The organism is Streptomyces sp. NPDC051555, from assembly GCF_044454405.1.
In the GTDB taxonomy this organism is placed as follows: domain Bacteria; phylum Actinomycetota; class Actinomycetes; order Streptomycetales; family Streptomycetaceae; genus Streptomyces.
The window spans coordinates 427,893-441,820 of sequence record NZ_JBITDP010000001.1; the positions used below are offsets into that span (position 1 = coordinate 427,893).

Consider the following 13,928-nt stretch of genomic DNA (forward strand, 5'->3'; position numbering starts at 1 on the left):
TCGGATCGACTAACGGACGGTGGCGGCGGCGGGAACGGGGGCGGCGGCGCGGGACCGGACCGCCCCGGGCGGCGGGGTGGCCAGGCCGAGGTGGTCGCGCAGGGTGCTGCCCGTGTACTCGGTCCGGAAGGCGCCGCGCTCCTGGAGCAGCGGCACGACGGTGTCGGCGAAGACGTCGAGCCCGGTCGGCGTCAGGTGCGGGACGAGGATGAAGCCGTCCGCGGCGTCCTGCTGCACCAGGGAGTCGATCGCGTCGGCGACCGTCGCGGCCGAGCCCACGAAGGTCTGGCGGCCGGTGGTCTCGATGACCAGCTCCCGGATCGACAGCTTCCGCGCGGCGGCGAGCTCCCGCCACTCCTTGGCGACCGCGAGCGGGTCGCGGTGCATCCGTACGCTGGCCCGCCCCAGCGCGACGGTGTTCTCACCGGGCTCCGGGTCGACGTCGGGCAGCGGCCCGTCCGGGTCGTAGCCGGACAGGTCGCGGTTCCACACGTGCTCCAGGTAGGCGATCGCGGTCGCTCCGCTGACCTGGGCGAGGCGCACCTCGTGCGCCAGCTCCCGGGCCTCGGCGTCGGTGTCGCCGAGGACGAAGGTCGCGGCCGGCAGGATCAGCAGCTGGTCGGGGGTGCGGCCGTACCGGGCCAGGCGGCCCTTGACGTCGGCGTAGAACTCCCGGCCCGCGCCCAGCGTGCCGTGCCTGCTGAAGATGGCGTCGGCGTCGGAGGCCGCGAACTCGCGGCCCTCCTCCGAGTCCCCGGCCTGGAAGATCACCGGCCGGCCCTGCGGGCTGCGCGGCACGTCGAAGTGCCCGGCGATGTCGAAGTGCCGCCCCCGGTGCGCGAAGGCCCCGGCGCCCGCGTCCCGCAGGAAGGCCCCCGTCTCCCGGTCGGCGAGGATCTCCGCACCGCTCCAGGAGTCGAAGAGGGTGTGCGCGGCCGCCAGGAACTCGCGGGCCCGGGAGTAGCGGTCCTCGCGGGCGAGGAAGCCGCCGCGGCGGAAGTTCTCGCCGGTGAAGGCGTCCCAGGAGGTGACCACGTTCCAGGCGGCCCGGCCGTCCGAGAGGTGGTCGAGGGAGGCGAACTGGCGGGCCACCTCGTAGGGCTCGTTGAAGGTGGAGTTGATGGTCCCGGTCAGGCCGATCCGCTCGGTCACGGCGGCCAGCGCGGCCAGCACCGTGAAGGTGTCGGGTCGCCCGACCACGTCGGCGTCGTAGATCCGGCCGCCCTGTTCGCGCAGGCGCAGGCCCTCGGCGAGGAAGAGGAAGTCGAATTTGGCGCGCTCGGCGGTGCGCGCGAAGTGCGCGAACGAGGCGAACTCGATGTGGCTGCCCGCGGCCGGGTCGCTCCAGACGGTGGTGTTGTTGACGCCCGGGAAGTGCGCGGCGAGGTGGATCTGCTTGCGGGGCCCGTTCGGCCCGCTCGAACCCCTCGGCCCGCTCGATCCGTGCCGCGCGTTCGGACTCTTCGGTGTGCTCACGGTGGCTGTCGCCCTTCCGGGTCAGGTGGTGGCGTAGCGGTTCGCCGGGCGGGCGAGTCCCAGCAGGTCGCGGAGGGTGGCGTCCGCGTAGCGGGTCCGGAAGGCGCCGCGCCGCTGGAGTTCGGGGACCAGGCCGCGGGTGATCGCGGGGAGGTCGTGGGCGAGCACGCCGGGCCGCAGCCGGAAGCCGGACGGGCCCTGCCGGTGCCACTGGACCAGGAGGGTGGCGAGCTGGGCGGGCGTCCCGGCGAAGACGTGGGCGCCGGGTGCGTACGGTTGCTGCGCCAGCGCGTCGAGGCGGCGGAGCCGGGCCCGGGCGGCCGGCGCGCTCTCGTCGAGGAGGACCACGAGGTCGGCGAAGACCCGCCCGGTGCCCTCCGCGCACCCGGCGGCCGAGCGGGCTGTGCGGACCGCGTCGGCGAGCGTACGGGCCTCGTCCGCGTCGCGCGGGGCGACGAAGGCGAGGTCGGCGGCCCCGGCCGACAGGCGGGTCCCGGCGTCCGGCGCGGTCACCGGGGCCGCCGCGCCGACGGGCGGTTGCCCCTGCGGCGGCCGCGGGGTGATGGAGGGCCCCTTGACGGCGAAGTGCCTGCCCTCGAAGCCGATGTAGTGGAGCTTGTCGCGGTCCACGAACCGGCCGCTCGCCACGTCGCGGATCTCCGCGTCGTCCTCCCAGCTGTCCCACAGCCGCCGGACCACCTCGACGTGGTCGGCGGCCTCGTCCCACAGCTCGGCGCGCAGCGCCGAACCCAGGCCGTCGGGGCTGTCGGCGGGGCCCTGCGGGAAGCTGCGTCGACCGAAGTGGCGGGCCTCGTCAGGGCGTCCCGAGACCGTGACCAACAGCCCCGCCCGGCCACCGCTGACGTAGTCCAGGGTCGCGATCGCCTTCGAGACGTGGAACGGCTCGGTGTGGGTGGCGACCACCGTCGGCACAAGTCCGACGTGCCGGGACAGCGGCGCCACCCGGGCGGCCGTCAGCACCGCGTCGAGCCGCCCGCGCACCTGGTCGGTGCGGCCCTGCGGGCCGGTGGGGGAGGAGGGGCGCGGGCCCGGTCCGTCCTCGAAGGTGACGAAGTCCAGCAGGCCCCGCTCGGCCTCCGCGACCAGTGCGGCCCAGTAACCCGCGGTGACCAACTCCCGTGCCGGAGAGCCTGGTTCGCGCCAGGCCGCCGGATGGGCGCCGGCGCCTTCGAGTGCGACGGCGAGGTGGAACGCACCGGCGGACGGGCCGCCGGGGACGGGTGCTCCGGAGGATGGGGGCATGGCGGGGTGGCCTTCCTGGTCGCGGTCCTGCCGACCACCTCACTGTCACCCCGCCGGGGCCGCGGGAGAACAGCGGACCGGGCCCTGTCACATGTTCTTCATGCCCTGTGCATGGTTCGGGTCCGACGTGCCCGTTCCCCTGTCGGTCCGCCGCGGCGCGGTCAGTCGGCGAACGAACCGTGGCGGCCCGCGCCCGAGGCGAAGCGGGCCGCTCCGGAAACCGTCTCCCCGGCCGACAAGGGGACCAGCCCGTGCCGGAACTCGCCCGCGAGGGCCTCCTGTTCGCCCGAGCCGTGCTGTTCCAGGACCGACAGCCGGTCGTGGCGCAGACACAGCTGGGGGAACCCCGCGATCTCCCGCGCGAGCTCCTGTGCCGCCTCGCGCGAACGCCCCGTGGGGACCAGGCGGTTGACGAGCCCGATGGCGTGCGCCTCGGCTGCCGGGACCGCGCGCCCCGTGAGGATCAGGTCCATGGCGCGGCTCTCGCCGATCAGCCGGGGGAGGCGCACCGTACCGCCGTCGATCAGCGGTACGCCCCAGCGGCGGCAGAACACCCCGAGGACGGCGTCCTCCTCGGCGACCCGGAGGTCGGCCCAGAGGGCCAGCTCCAGCCCGCCCGCGACCGCGTGCCCGGCGATCGCCGCGATCACCGGTTTGCTCAGCCGCATCCGGGTGGGCCCCATCGGCCCGTCGCCCCCGGCCTCGACGCGGTTGCCGCGCCCGGTGCCGATGGCCTTGAGGTCGGCGCCCGCGCAGAAGGTGCCGCCCTCGCCCCACAGCACCGCGACCGAGGCGTCCGGGTCCGCCTCGAAGGCGCGGAAGGCGGCGGCCAGCCGGTCGGCGGTGGGCCCGTCCACGGCGTTGCGGGACGCGGCGCGGGCGAGGATCACGGTGAAGACGGGCCCGTCGCGCTCGATGCGCACATCGGCGTCACGGTCCACCGCGTCGCCGCTCTCGTCCCTCGCGCCGTCCTCGTCCACCGTGCCGTCGTCCACCGCGTCGTCGTCCACCGTGCTGCCCTCCGCCGTGCGGGCGTTCACCGTGCACCCGGATGGGTCAGCCGCCCGATCCGGCCCATTGTGCCGACTCCGGGGCGGGCTGCGGAGCGTTCTTCCGTACGGTGTCGGGAGCGGTGCCCGGTGCCGCGTCCGGCGCGGTCCCGGGCACGGTGTTCGTCGTGGTGTTCGTCGTGGTGTCCGGTCCGGGCGTGCGGCGCGGGCGCAGGCCCAGGACCAGTCCGCCGACCACGACGGCCAGCCCCGCCCACACGGCCGCTCCCGGGACGCCGCCGCCCGTGAACGCACCGCCCGCCGCGGCCGAGAGCGGGGCCACGCCGGTCAGCAGGCCGGCCCGCCCGGCCCCGACGGCGGCGACCGTCGAGTACCAGAGCACGAAGGCCGCGGCGGTGACGAGGACGGCCAGGTACCCGACGGCCAGCCACTGCCGGGATCCCAGGGCCGCGAGGGAGGACGACGGCTCGGTGAACGCCGCGAGGACGGCGAACATGAGCGAGCCCAGCCACACGCAGTGGACCGAGACCCCCCAGGCACCGTGCCGCCGCAGCACCGGCACGGCCAGCAGCGTGAACCCCGCCTCGCAGGCCAGCGCCAGGGTCGCCCAGGCCACCCCGGTCGCATCGGTGCGCCCGGTCCCCTGCACCAGGACGGCGCCCGCCACGACGACCGGTGCGGCCAGCATGACCTGACGGCTCGGCCGCTGCCGCTCCAGCAACGGACCGATCACCCCGAGCAGCACGGGCACGCAGGCCACCGCGACGGCTATGACGGCGGGCTCGGCGTGCGCGACCCCGCGCACCACCGCGATGTTGAACAGGACCAGCCCGCTGGCCGCCAGCCCGGCCAGCCACAGCCACTCCCGCCCGCGCGGCCACACCAGCCGCGCCCCGGCGGCCCGGGCCAGCGCCAGGAGGAGGAGCGAGGCCGCGGCGTACCGGACGGCCTGGGCGGTGAAGAGGGGCGCGTCCGTGAGCGTGTGGGAGACGCTGACGCTGGTGCCGACCAGCGCCATGCCGAGCGCGCCGGGGCCGAGGGATCGCATGGTGTCCATGACTCCACTGTGTGCGCAGAATGGACCCATGAGCAGGTCCAAAGATGCCGTGACCCAGAGGTCCAAAGAGTCCCAAGAAGCGGTCCCCGCCCCGGCGCCCCGCGGATCCGACTTCCTCCAGCTCGACATCGGCCACGCACCGCCGGGCTGCCGCACCGAATGGCTCGCCGACCGCCTCCGCGAAGCGATCGCGGACGGTCGGCTGCCGGTGGGCAGTCGACTCCCGGCGAGCCGGGTGCTGGCGGAGGAGCTGCGCGTCGCGCGCGGGGTGGTCACCGAGGCCTACCAACGGCTCGCCGAGGCCGGTCAGGTGGCGGGTCGGGGCCGCCTCGGCACGACGGTGGTCGCGGCCCCGCCGCCGCCCGGGACGGCTGCGGTGACGGCTGTGGGGGAGGGCGCGGGGGAGGGCGCGGGTTCGACGTCCGGCGCGCTGTTCGGCGCCGGGGCACGGGACGGGGCGATCAACGCCCTGCGGGCCGCCGCCTGCCGGATCGACCTCTCGCCCGGGGTCCCCGACCTCGCGGCGTTCCCGCGTACCGCCTGGCTGCGGGCCGAGCGCGCCGTCCTGGCCGGCTTGGCGCCGTCCGGCTTCGGTTACGGGGACGCGCAGGGCGCACCGGCCCTGCGGACGGAGGTCGCGCGGTGGCTGGCCCGGAGCCGCGGGATCAGGGCCGACCCCGGCGAGGTGATCGTCGTGGCGGGCGTGGCCCAGGCGTTGGGCCTGCTCGGGGCCGTGCTGCGGGCGCGAGGGCTGGACCGGATCGCGGTGGAGGACCCGGGCTCGCTCGGAGCCCGCCAACAGCTGGAGTACGGGGGGATCACGACGGTCCCGGTACCGGTGGACGAGGGCGGCCTGCGCGTGGACGCGCTCGGGGCCTGCGGTGCGAAGGCGGTCCTGCTCACGCCCGCGCACCAGTTCCCGACCGGCGTGGTGCTCGACGGGGAGCGCCGCCGCGCCCTGCTGCGCTGGGCGGCCGAGGAGGACGGGGTGGTCATCGAGGACGACTACGACGCCGAGCACCGCTACGACCGCACCCCGGTCCCGGCGCTCCGCTCGCTGCTGGCCGAGCGGGTCTGTTACGCCGGCAGCGTCTCCAAGCTCCTCGCCCCGGCGCTCCGGGTGGGCTGGCTCCTCGTCCCGCCGCGCCTTCACGAGGCCGTGGTCACGGCCAAGCGCAACGCCGACCTGGGGAACGCGATCCTGCCGCAACTCGTGCTGGCCCACCTCATGGCGTCGGGGGAACTGGAACGCCACCTGCGCTTCGTCCGCAGGCGCCACCGCGCGCGCCGGGACGCGATGTTGCGGGCCGTCGGGGTGCACCTGCCCGGGGCGCGGGTGCACGGGGCGGCCGCCGGACTGCACCTGACGGTCACCTTCGACGGGCTCCGGCTGCAAGACACCGAACTCGCCGGCGCGGCGCTGGACATGGGGGTCAAGGCACATCCGCTGTCCTGGCACCGGGTGCGCCCGGGGCCGCCCGGTCTGGTCCTGGGCTATGCGGCCGGGCCCGCGAGCGAGATCGAGGAGGGCGTCGCGGTCCTGGGCACCGCCCTGCGCCGCGCCACCACCGCGGGCGGGCCCCGGCCACGCGCCCCTCTTAAAGGCGGCAGCTGATCTCCATGCCGTCCTCGACCGGGAAGGTGACGCTCTGGTACCCGTTCCGCGGGTCGCGCAGGTAGGCGAGACACGGGGCCAGGGACGGCAGGTCCACATCGTCGGTCACGACGAGGGTGCCGGGCGCGAGGCGCGGTTCGAGCAGGCGCAGCACGGGCAGGCACAGGTCCTTCCAGCCGTCGAGCAGCAGGAAGTCCACCGCGGCGTCCCCTCCGGCGAGGGTGTCGCGGGCGTCGCCTTCGAGGACGGTGATCAGGTCGTCCAGACCGGTCTCGGCGAAGGTGCGGCGCGCGGCGGCGACCTTGTCCGCGCTCAGCTCCGAACTGATCACCCGGCCCGTGCCGTTGTCGCGTACCGCTGCGGCCAGGTGGAGCGTGGAGATCCCGAAGGACGTGCCGAACTCGACGACGGTCGCCGGCCGGGCGGCCCGGACCAGGTTGTACAGGAGCTTCCCGCCCTCGGCCGAGATCGGCATGTACACCTCCGCGTTGGCGTCCGCCATCTCCTGCGGACTCACCCAGGTGGAACCGTCGGGCCGGGCGGCCCTGATCCGTTCGCTGGTGGCCTCGTCCTCCGCCGCCCGGGCGAACATCGCGTCGAGGGTGGACGCCACGCGGGGGTCATGGAGCGTGCTGGTCTGTGTCATGAAACCTAGACTAGACGCACCGTTGCGTTGAGTCTAGAAGTCGGTGACCTACCCTTGGCCCGTGAAGGCAGAAACGGATCGAGGGAACACGGTTGCCGATGACGCCGGCACCGGCGCGGGCACCGGCACCGGCGCGGGCCGGTCGGCGCGGCACCACCACGGCAACCGGCACGGGCGGAGCGAGCAGGCGCGCCAAGCCGTACTGGAGGCCGCTGACGGCCTCTTGGTGGAGAAGGGCTTCTCCGGCGTCACCATCGAGGGCATCGCAAGCAGCGCCGGGGTCGCCAAGCAGACCATCTACCGCTGGTGGAAGACCAAGACCGACATCCTGCTGGACGCCTTCCTCCTGGACGCGGCGGAGGCCCTCACCCCGCCCGATCGGGGGGACCTGGCCGCGGATCTGGGCGCCCACCTGCACCAGCTGGCCCAGTTCCTCACGCGGTCCGACGCGGGCGCCGTCTTCACCGCGCTGCTCGGCCACGCGCAGCACGACCCGGCCTTCGCCATCGTCCTGCGCGCCCGGTATCTCGACGAGCAGCGCCGTCGTGACCGGCTCCCCCTGGAGGACGCGGTACGACGCGGCGAACTCCCGGCGGACATCGACACGGTGGCCGAGGTCGACCAGCTCGTGGGGCCGATCTACCACCGCGTCCTGGTCACCGGGGACCCCGTCGACCGCGCCTTCACCGACCTGCTCGTCGACACCTTCCTACGACGACATCGCATCCGATGAGCCGGCGGTAGGTGCCGACCTCCTGAGCGAGCCCGCCGGGGGCTGTTGCCTCCGGCGGGCCCTCAAACACCGGGCGGGCTGGGGTTGGCGCCGACCTCCTGAGTGCCGCTGGGCCTTGCTGGCGGATACCGCCTCCCGCGGGCCCTCGAACGCCGGGCGGGCCGGGGTCGCCCTTCGGGCGGTCCGGCGCCGCGGGGCCGGGGTCGCGCCGACCTCCTGAGCCCCGCCGGCGATTGAGGCGCCGCCGGAGGCGCGGTGAGCCCCGTCGGTGCTCACGGCGTCCGGGCGCTGTGGGGGCGGGTGTTGCCTCCGGCGGGCCCTCAAACGCCGGGCGGCTGAAGTGGGCGCCGACCTCCTGAGCCCCGCCAGCGATTGAGGCGCCGCGGACACCGGCCGGGCCGGGGTGGCACCGCCCCCCTGAGCCCCGCCGGTGATGGAGGCGAAAAGTTTTTCGGGAACCGCGGCAACCTCCGGCGGGGTCGCGCGTCGTGCGGGGGTGAAGGGCGCGATCCGGCGTCCCTCACCCGACCGTGGAGAACCACCTTGAAGATCGTCAAGCGCGCTTCCCGCTCCGCCGCCGCCCGTCCCGTCGCCCCGGCCGTCCGCCGCGCGGCCCTCGCCTTCGCCGCCGCGGGGGCGCTCGCCGCCCTGGCCGCCCCCGCCCACGCCGCCGGTGCGGCCGCGCCGGCCCCCTCGGCCAGTGCCGTGCCCAGCGCCTCGCCCAGTGCGCTCCCGAGCTCCTCGGGCTCCCCGAGCGCGTCCCCCCGGCCCAGCAGCTCCGCCTCGAACCCGCCGCGCCCGACCGCGGTGCCCAGCACCGCCCCGTCGGTGGTGACCCCCGGTTCCAGCCCCTCGGCCTCCGCCCCCGCCTCCAGCCCGAAGCCGTCCGCCGAACCCTCTTCGCCCGCGGGTCCGGAGCTCGCGCATACTGGCGGCAACCCCGCCACCATGGCGATCGGTGCGGGCGCGGCGGTGCTCGTCGTCGCAGGTGCCGGCACCCTGTACGCCGTACGCCGCCGCGCGAACGGCTGACGTGCTCCACCCGAGGGACACCCTGCTCATGTCGTACCCCGCCGCGCTGCGGCCCGCACCACACGTACGCCTCGTCCTGCCCGGCTCCGGCCGGGCGGGGCGGGGCGCCCGCGTCCTGCGCACCTTGCGCGCGCTGCGCGTGTGGCGCGGGCCGCTGGCGAGCGAACGGCTCCTGCTGCGCGACGGGCCGGGTGTCCCCCGGATCGCCGCCGCCTCCCCGGGGGCGTACATGGGGGCGCACGCCGGCGCGGACGGCGACGCCTTCGAGCGCCCGCCGACGGTCACCGAGCTCTACCACGCGCACCGGCTGCGGATGGTGCGGCTGGCGGTGCTCCTCGTCGACGACCCGGCCACCGCCGAGGACGTGGTCCAGGACGCCTTCACGGCCCTGTACCGGCGCCACGGCGAGCACATCACCGAGATCGACAACGCGCTCGGCTACCTCCGGACGGCGGTGGTCAACACCGCCCGCTCCGTGCTGCGCCGTCGGCGCACGGTCCGTTCCTGGACCCCGCCCGCCGCGGCCGACGTACCCTCCGCGGAGGAGTACGTCGTCATCGACGAGGAACACCGCGAAGTACTGGCCGCCCTCGGCCGCCTGACCCCGCGCCGCCGCGAGGTGCTCGTCCTGCGCTACTGGGCCGACCTGAGCGAGGCGGAGATAGCCGCCACCCTCGGGATCAGCCGGGGCGCGGTGAAGTCGAACGCGAGCCGCGCCCTGGACGCGCTGGAGCGCATCCTGGAAGGCCGGATATGACCACGCCCACCCCGCCCCCCGTCGCGACCGAAGGCCCCGCCGCGCGCTTCCCCGCCTCGCGGGCCTCGCGGGGCGCCGGAGCCGGCGCGCACGTCGGCCGGGCCTTCGACCGGGGCGCCGGCGGCGCCGACCGGCCGGGTCACGCCCCCGGCGCGCACGGCCCGCGCGCCGCCGGCCCCGACGGCCGGCCGGCCGGGCCCTTCGCCGTGCTGCCCGGCTTCGGCGGGGACGGCGGATCCGGCGGCGGCGCCGACGGTGGTGACGGCGGAGGTGACGGCGGAGGTGACGGGGAGCGGCCCGTCGAACGACGGCTGCGCGCGGCGCTGTCCGCGCGGGCCGAGCAGGTCACCGTGCGCGAGCTACGGCCCGCGGATCCCCCCGGCCGGCACCTGCGACGGCTGTCGGTCCTCCCGCCGCGCCGGTTCGCCCTGCCGCTGGCCGGGCTGGCGGCGGCCGCCGCGATCGCGCTCGGATACGTCGCCCTCGCGCCCGATCAGGCCCCGCGTCCGGTGCCGCCCGCGTCCCCGCCCTCGCTGCCCGCGCCATCACCGACCCCCTCGCCCGGGGGCTCGCAGTCGCCCCCGCAGCCCTCGGTCTCTCCCTCGGCGGTCCCGTCCACCGCTCCGTCCTCGCCGCTGCCCCCGAGCCCCACGCCCTCGCGCGGCACGCAGGGCACGCAGTCGCCGCGTCCGCCGGCCACGGGCGGTGTGCCGAGCTCCGCGGCCTCCGCCAGCGGATCCCCGTCGCCGCAGCGCTCCCCGTCGATGAGCTCCCAGGTCAGCGCCCCGCCGGGCCGGTGACGGCCGCGACCAGCGGCGCGAGGTCCGGGTTCGCGGCAGCCGCGTCCAGGGCCTCGCGCAGGGCGCGGTCGTTCGTGGGCCGGGCGGCCTCCAGCAGCGCCAGCCCGGCCCCGCTGACGTCGGTGTAGATGCCCCGGCGGTCGGTGTCGCAGAGGTAGCGGCTGAGCAGCCCGCGGTCTTCGAGGCGGGTGACCAGGCGCGTGGTCGCGCTCTGGCTGAGCACCACCGATTCGGCGACCTGGTGCATGCGCAGGTGCCCGCCGGGCCCGTCGTGCTGCCGGCTGAGGACGTCGAGGAGCGAGTACTCCCGGACGCTGAGCCCGTGGCCCGCCTGGAGCGCCCTTTCGATGTGGGTCTCGATCCTGCCGTGCAGCAGGGAGAGGGCGCACCAGCCCTGGGAGAGGGCGGTCGGCGCGCCGTCCGTGGCGGTCATGGGGTCCTCCTCGCGGGACGCGCGGGGCACGCGTACCCCCTCAGGATAGGACACGTCTGCAATAGCCCGCGCTTGCAAATATCCCGCGTCTGCAATTAATGTGGACGCTCGTAAGGCGTTGGCGCAACCATCGGCGCCGGATCCTTCCCGGGGGCGCCGCGGCGCCCCCGCACACAGACAGCGCACCCCCTGAAGGGCCTCCCCCCATGCCACTCGCACTGCTCGCCCTCGCCATCGGGGCCTTCGGGATCGGCACCACCGAGTTCGTGATCATGGGCCTGCTGCCCGAGGTCGCCGCCGGCTACGGCGTCACGATCCCCACCGCCGGCTTCCTGGTCACCGGCTACGCCCTCGGCGTCGTGCTCGGCGCGCCGCTGATGACCGTCCTCGGCACCCGGATCCCCCGCAAGCGCATGCTGATGCTGCTCATGGGCCTGTTCATCGCCGGCAACCTGCTCTCCGCGCTGGCCCCCACCTTCGGCGTGATGCTCGCCGGCCGGGTGCTCGCCTCCCTCGCCCACGGCGCGTTCTTCGGCATCGGCGCCGTCGTCGCCGCCGAGCTCGTCGCCCCCGAGAAGAAGGCGGGCGCGATCGCCATGATGTTCACCGGCCTCACCGTCGCCAACGTCGTCGGCGTACCGCTCGGCACCCTCGTCGGCCAGCACCTCGGCTGGCGCGTCACCTTCGTCATCGTCGCCGGGCTCGGCGTCCTCGGCCTGCTCGGCATCGCCCGGCTCGTCCCCGACCTGCCGCGTCCCGAGGGCGTACGGATCCGCGACGAACTGGCCGCCTTCCGCAACGTCCAGGTCCTGCTCGCCATGGCGATGACCGTCCTCGGCTTCGGCGGGGTCTTCGCCGCGATCACCTACATCACGCCGATGATGACGAACGTCGCGGGCTTCGCCGACACCTCCGTCACCTGGCTGCTCGTCCTCTTCGGCCTCGGCATGGTCGGCGGCAACCTGCTCGGCGGCCGCTTCGCCGACCGCCGCCTGATGCCGATGCTGTACGGGACCCTGGGCGCGCTGGCGCTCGTACTGGCCCTGTTCACCGTGACCGCGCACCACAAGGCCGCCGCCGCGGTCACCGTCACCCTGATCGGCGCCCTCGGCTTCGCCACGGTACCCCCGCTCCAGAAGCGGGTCCTCGACCAGGCCGCCGGCGCCCCCACGCTGGCCTCCGCCGTGAACATCGGCGCCTTCAACCTCGGCAACGCCCTCGCCGCCTGGCTCGGCGGACTGGTCATCGCGGGCGGCATGGGCTGGACCGCGCCCAACTGGGTCGGCGCCGCCCTCGCCGCATCCGCGCTGGTCCTCGCCCTGGTCTCCGGAGCGCTGGAGCGGCGCACCGCACGTACCGGACGCCTGGTCGCGTCGGGCGCGGGGGTCCCCGAAGGGGAGCGGGCGCCGGTTCGGGTCGCGTAGCGCGCCGCCCGGTGGGAGGTTGGTGACCATGGGGCGAACCGGGAACATACGCACCACCGCGACGGCCGTGGCCGTCGCGGTGGCCGCGCTCGCACTGCCGGGCTGTACGTCGGCCCCCGCGAGCGGCCGCGCGGACTCCGGCGCCGCCAGCTCGCCGGCGGCCCCGGGCAGCCCGGATCCGGCGCCCCCCAGCACCAGCGCCCCTTCGCCGAGCCGCAGCTTCCCGCTCTCCACCGCGCCCCGGACCATCCCGGCCGTGCGCACCTTCGAACCCGCCCGCGGCCCCGGCTGGAAACCCGCCCCGCAGGCCCGGGTCGTCGTCGCCCCCGCCCACAGGGCCGCCCTCGCCGACGAGGGCAGGGCGCTCGCCCGCGACCTGAAGCTCGGCTACGCCGAGGACGGCGCGGCGGTGCGGCCCGGCGACGTGGAACTCGCCCTCGACGACGCCCCCGGCGGCGCGGCCAAGGCCGTCCCCGAGTCGTACACGCTCACCGTCCGCGGCGGCGGCGTCCGCATCACGGGCCCCGACGACGCCGGGGTCTTCTACGGCACCCGCACCCTCGAACAGGCCGTCCGCGCCGCCGGATCCATCGGCGAGGGCACGGTCAAGGACGCGCCGGACCGCCCCCAGCGCGGGCTGAACCTCGACATCGCCCGCAAGAACTTCACCGCGCCCTGGATCGAGGACCGGCTGCGCGAGATGGCCGACCTCAAGCTCAACCAGCTGGGCCTGCACTTCTCGGACGACCAGGCCTTCCGCATCGCCTCCGTCAGCCACCCCGAGATCGTCTCCGACCCGCACCTCACCCAGGCCGAGGTGCGCCGGATCGTGGCCCTCGCCCGCAGCCTGCACATCGAAGTGGTCCCCGAGATCGACTCGCCCGGACACCTCGGCGCCGTCCTGCGCGCCCACCCCGCCCTCCAACTGCGCGACGCGGCCGGTCGGGCCGTCAAGGGCGCCGTGGACATATCCGACCCGGCGGCCGCCCGGCTCGTCGACGAGCTGCTGCGCGAGTACCTGCCGCTCTTCCCCGGTGCGCACTGGCACGTCGGCGCCGACGAGTACCAGGCCCTCGTGGTCAAGGACCCGCAGGCCTCCTTCCCCCAGCTCGCCGCCGCCGCCCGGCAGCGCTACGGCGCCGGGGCGCGCGTGTCGGACCTGGCCACCGGCTGGCTGAACGACCGGGCCGCGGTCGTCCGCGGCGCCGGACGGACGCCCAAGGCGTGGAACGACGGCTTCTTCGCCGGGGGCGCCGCCACCGCCGCGCGGGACATCGAGGTCGAGTACTGGACGGGCAAGGAGATCGGGGCCCGCCCACCCCTGGAGTACCTGCGCGAGGGCCGCCCGGTGGTCAACCTCAACGACGAGTACCTGTACTACGTCCTCGGCGAACCCAACGACTTCACCTACCCGACCGGGCGGCGCATCTACGAACAGTGGACCCCGCTCGTCCTGCGCGGAACCGAAGCCGTGCCCGCCCGTTACGCCGGGCAGGTCCTGGGCGCCCGCCTTGCCGTCTGGTGCGACCTGGCCGCCTCGCAGACCCAGGACCAGGTCGCCGCCGGGATCCGGCTGCCGCTCGCCGCCCTCGCGCAGAAGGTCTGGGACCCGCGCCCGCCGCAGCCGACGTGGAGTCAGTTCACCGACCTGGTCGACCGACTGCGCTGACCGGCTGGGCTGA

Annotated in this window: 13 protein-coding genes; 7 read left to right on the plus strand and 6 right to left on the minus strand. The window is 75.6% G+C overall.

Features of this window, described 5'->3' with window-relative positions:
• Positions 1-9: 9 nt before the first annotated feature.
• The 4 genes from ACIBEA_RS01800 to ACIBEA_RS01815 all read right to left on the minus strand — a co-directional run bounded on the left by ACIBEA_RS01800 (position 10) and on the right by ACIBEA_RS01815 (position 4,806).
• Positions 10-1,392 carry an NtaA/DmoA family FMN-dependent monooxygenase gene (locus ACIBEA_RS01800; protein ID WP_399257895.1) on the minus strand — a complete coding sequence of 461 codons (1,383 nt, stop codon included), beginning with the start codon at positions 1,390-1,392 and terminating at the stop codon, positions 10-12.
• Between the two features lie 105 nt (positions 1,393-1,497).
• Positions 1,498-2,739 (minus strand): LLM class flavin-dependent oxidoreductase, encoded by a 1,242-nt coding sequence (locus ACIBEA_RS01805; protein WP_399256811.1) that lies wholly within the window; start codon positions 2,737-2,739, stop codon positions 1,498-1,500.
• Between the two features lie 161 nt (positions 2,740-2,900).
• Positions 2,901-3,680: a crotonase/enoyl-CoA hydratase family protein gene (locus ACIBEA_RS01810; protein ID WP_399257897.1), complete on the minus strand. Its 780-nt coding sequence runs from the start codon at positions 3,678-3,680 to the stop codon at positions 2,901-2,903.
• Positions 3,681-3,795: 115 nt separating this feature from the next.
• Positions 3,796-4,806 carry an EamA family transporter gene (locus ACIBEA_RS01815; RefSeq protein ID WP_399256813.1) on the minus strand — a complete coding sequence of 337 codons (1,011 nt, stop codon included), beginning with the start codon at positions 4,804-4,806 and terminating at the stop codon, positions 3,796-3,798.
• Between the two features lie 28 nt (positions 4,807-4,834).
• Here ACIBEA_RS01815 and ACIBEA_RS01820 point away from each other — a divergent pair, with 28 nt between their 5' ends.
• Entirely contained in the window at positions 4,835-6,421 is a 1,587-nt protein-coding gene (locus tag ACIBEA_RS01820; RefSeq protein ID WP_399256815.1) for a PLP-dependent aminotransferase family protein, read from the plus strand.
• Here the strand turns inward: ACIBEA_RS01820 and ACIBEA_RS01825 are convergent.
• Positions 6,405-7,067, minus strand: a complete 663-nt coding sequence (locus ACIBEA_RS01825; protein WP_399256817.1) for an O-methyltransferase — start codon at positions 7,065-7,067, stop codon at positions 6,405-6,407. The genes ACIBEA_RS01820 and ACIBEA_RS01825 overlap by 17 nt on opposite strands.
• A 61-nt stretch (positions 7,068-7,128) precedes the next feature.
• Between ACIBEA_RS01825 and ACIBEA_RS01830 the strand changes: the two genes are divergently transcribed.
• The 4 genes from ACIBEA_RS01830 to ACIBEA_RS01845 all read left to right on the plus strand — a co-directional run bounded on the left by ACIBEA_RS01830 (position 7,129) and on the right by ACIBEA_RS01845 (position 10,389).
• Entirely contained in the window at positions 7,129-7,800 is a 672-nt protein-coding gene (locus ACIBEA_RS01830) for a TetR/AcrR family transcriptional regulator (protein WP_399256819.1), read from the plus strand.
• Positions 7,801-8,343: 543 nt separating this feature from the next.
• A complete protein-coding gene (locus tag ACIBEA_RS01835) occupies positions 8,344-8,832 on the plus strand; it encodes an LAETG motif-containing sortase-dependent surface protein (protein ID WP_399256821.1) in 489 nt (162 codons plus the stop codon).
• A gap of 28 nt (positions 8,833-8,860) precedes the next feature.
• Complete coding sequence (locus tag ACIBEA_RS01840) at positions 8,861-9,589, plus strand: RNA polymerase sigma factor (RefSeq protein WP_399256823.1); 729 nt, start codon at positions 8,861-8,863, stop codon at positions 9,587-9,589.
• Positions 9,586-10,389: a hypothetical protein gene (locus ACIBEA_RS01845; RefSeq protein ID WP_399256825.1), complete on the plus strand. Its 804-nt coding sequence runs from the start codon at positions 9,586-9,588 to the stop codon at positions 10,387-10,389. Before ACIBEA_RS01840 ends, ACIBEA_RS01845 begins: the two co-directional genes overlap by 4 nt.
• Here ACIBEA_RS01845 and ACIBEA_RS01850 read toward each other — a convergent pair.
• Positions 10,367-10,822, minus strand: coding sequence for a MarR family winged helix-turn-helix transcriptional regulator (locus tag ACIBEA_RS01850; RefSeq protein ID WP_399256827.1), 456 nt, complete (start codon positions 10,820-10,822; stop codon positions 10,367-10,369). The genes ACIBEA_RS01845 and ACIBEA_RS01850 overlap by 23 nt on opposite strands.
• Positions 10,823-11,028: 206 nt before the next feature.
• Between ACIBEA_RS01850 and ACIBEA_RS01855 the strand changes: the two genes are divergently transcribed.
• On the plus strand, positions 11,029-12,246 hold the full coding sequence (locus ACIBEA_RS01855) for an MFS transporter (RefSeq protein ID WP_399256829.1): 1,218 nt from the start codon (positions 11,029-11,031) through the stop codon (positions 12,244-12,246).
• A gap of 28 nt (positions 12,247-12,274) precedes the next feature.
• Positions 12,275-13,915 carry a glycoside hydrolase family 20 protein gene (locus ACIBEA_RS01860; protein ID WP_399256831.1) on the plus strand — a complete coding sequence of 547 codons (1,641 nt, stop codon included), beginning with the start codon at positions 12,275-12,277 and terminating at the stop codon, positions 13,913-13,915.
• Positions 13,916-13,928: the final 13 nt, after the last annotated feature.

Bases quoted from the DNA above. Each gene is read 5' to 3' on its own strand.
- ACIBEA_RS01805 (WP_399256811.1), bottom strand. From the start codon at position 2,739: ATGCCCCCATCCTCCGGAGCACCCGTCCCCGGCGGCCCGTCCGCCGGT.
- ACIBEA_RS01825 (WP_399256817.1), bottom strand. From the start codon at position 7,067: ATGACACAGACCAGCACGCTCCATGACCCCCGCGTGGCGTCCACCCTC.
- ACIBEA_RS01850 (WP_399256827.1), bottom strand. From the start codon at position 10,822: ATGACCGCCACGGACGGCGCGCCGACCGCCCTCTCCCAGGGCTGGTGC.
- ACIBEA_RS01855 (WP_399256829.1), top strand. From the start codon at position 11,029: ATGCCACTCGCACTGCTCGCCCTCGCCATCGGGGCCTTCGGGATCGGC.
- ACIBEA_RS01845 (WP_399256825.1), top strand. From the start codon at position 9,586: ATGACCACGCCCACCCCGCCCCCCGTCGCGACCGAAGGCCCCGCCGCG.
- ACIBEA_RS01840 (WP_399256823.1), top strand. From the start codon at position 8,861: ATGTCGTACCCCGCCGCGCTGCGGCCCGCACCACACGTACGCCTCGTC.
- ACIBEA_RS01815 (WP_399256813.1), bottom strand. From the start codon at position 4,806: ATGGACACCATGCGATCCCTCGGCCCCGGCGCGCTCGGCATGGCGCTG.
- ACIBEA_RS01860 (WP_399256831.1), top strand. From the start codon at position 12,275: ATGGGGCGAACCGGGAACATACGCACCACCGCGACGGCCGTGGCCGTC.
- ACIBEA_RS01820 (WP_399256815.1), top strand. From the start codon at position 4,835: ATGAGCAGGTCCAAAGATGCCGTGACCCAGAGGTCCAAAGAGTCCCAA.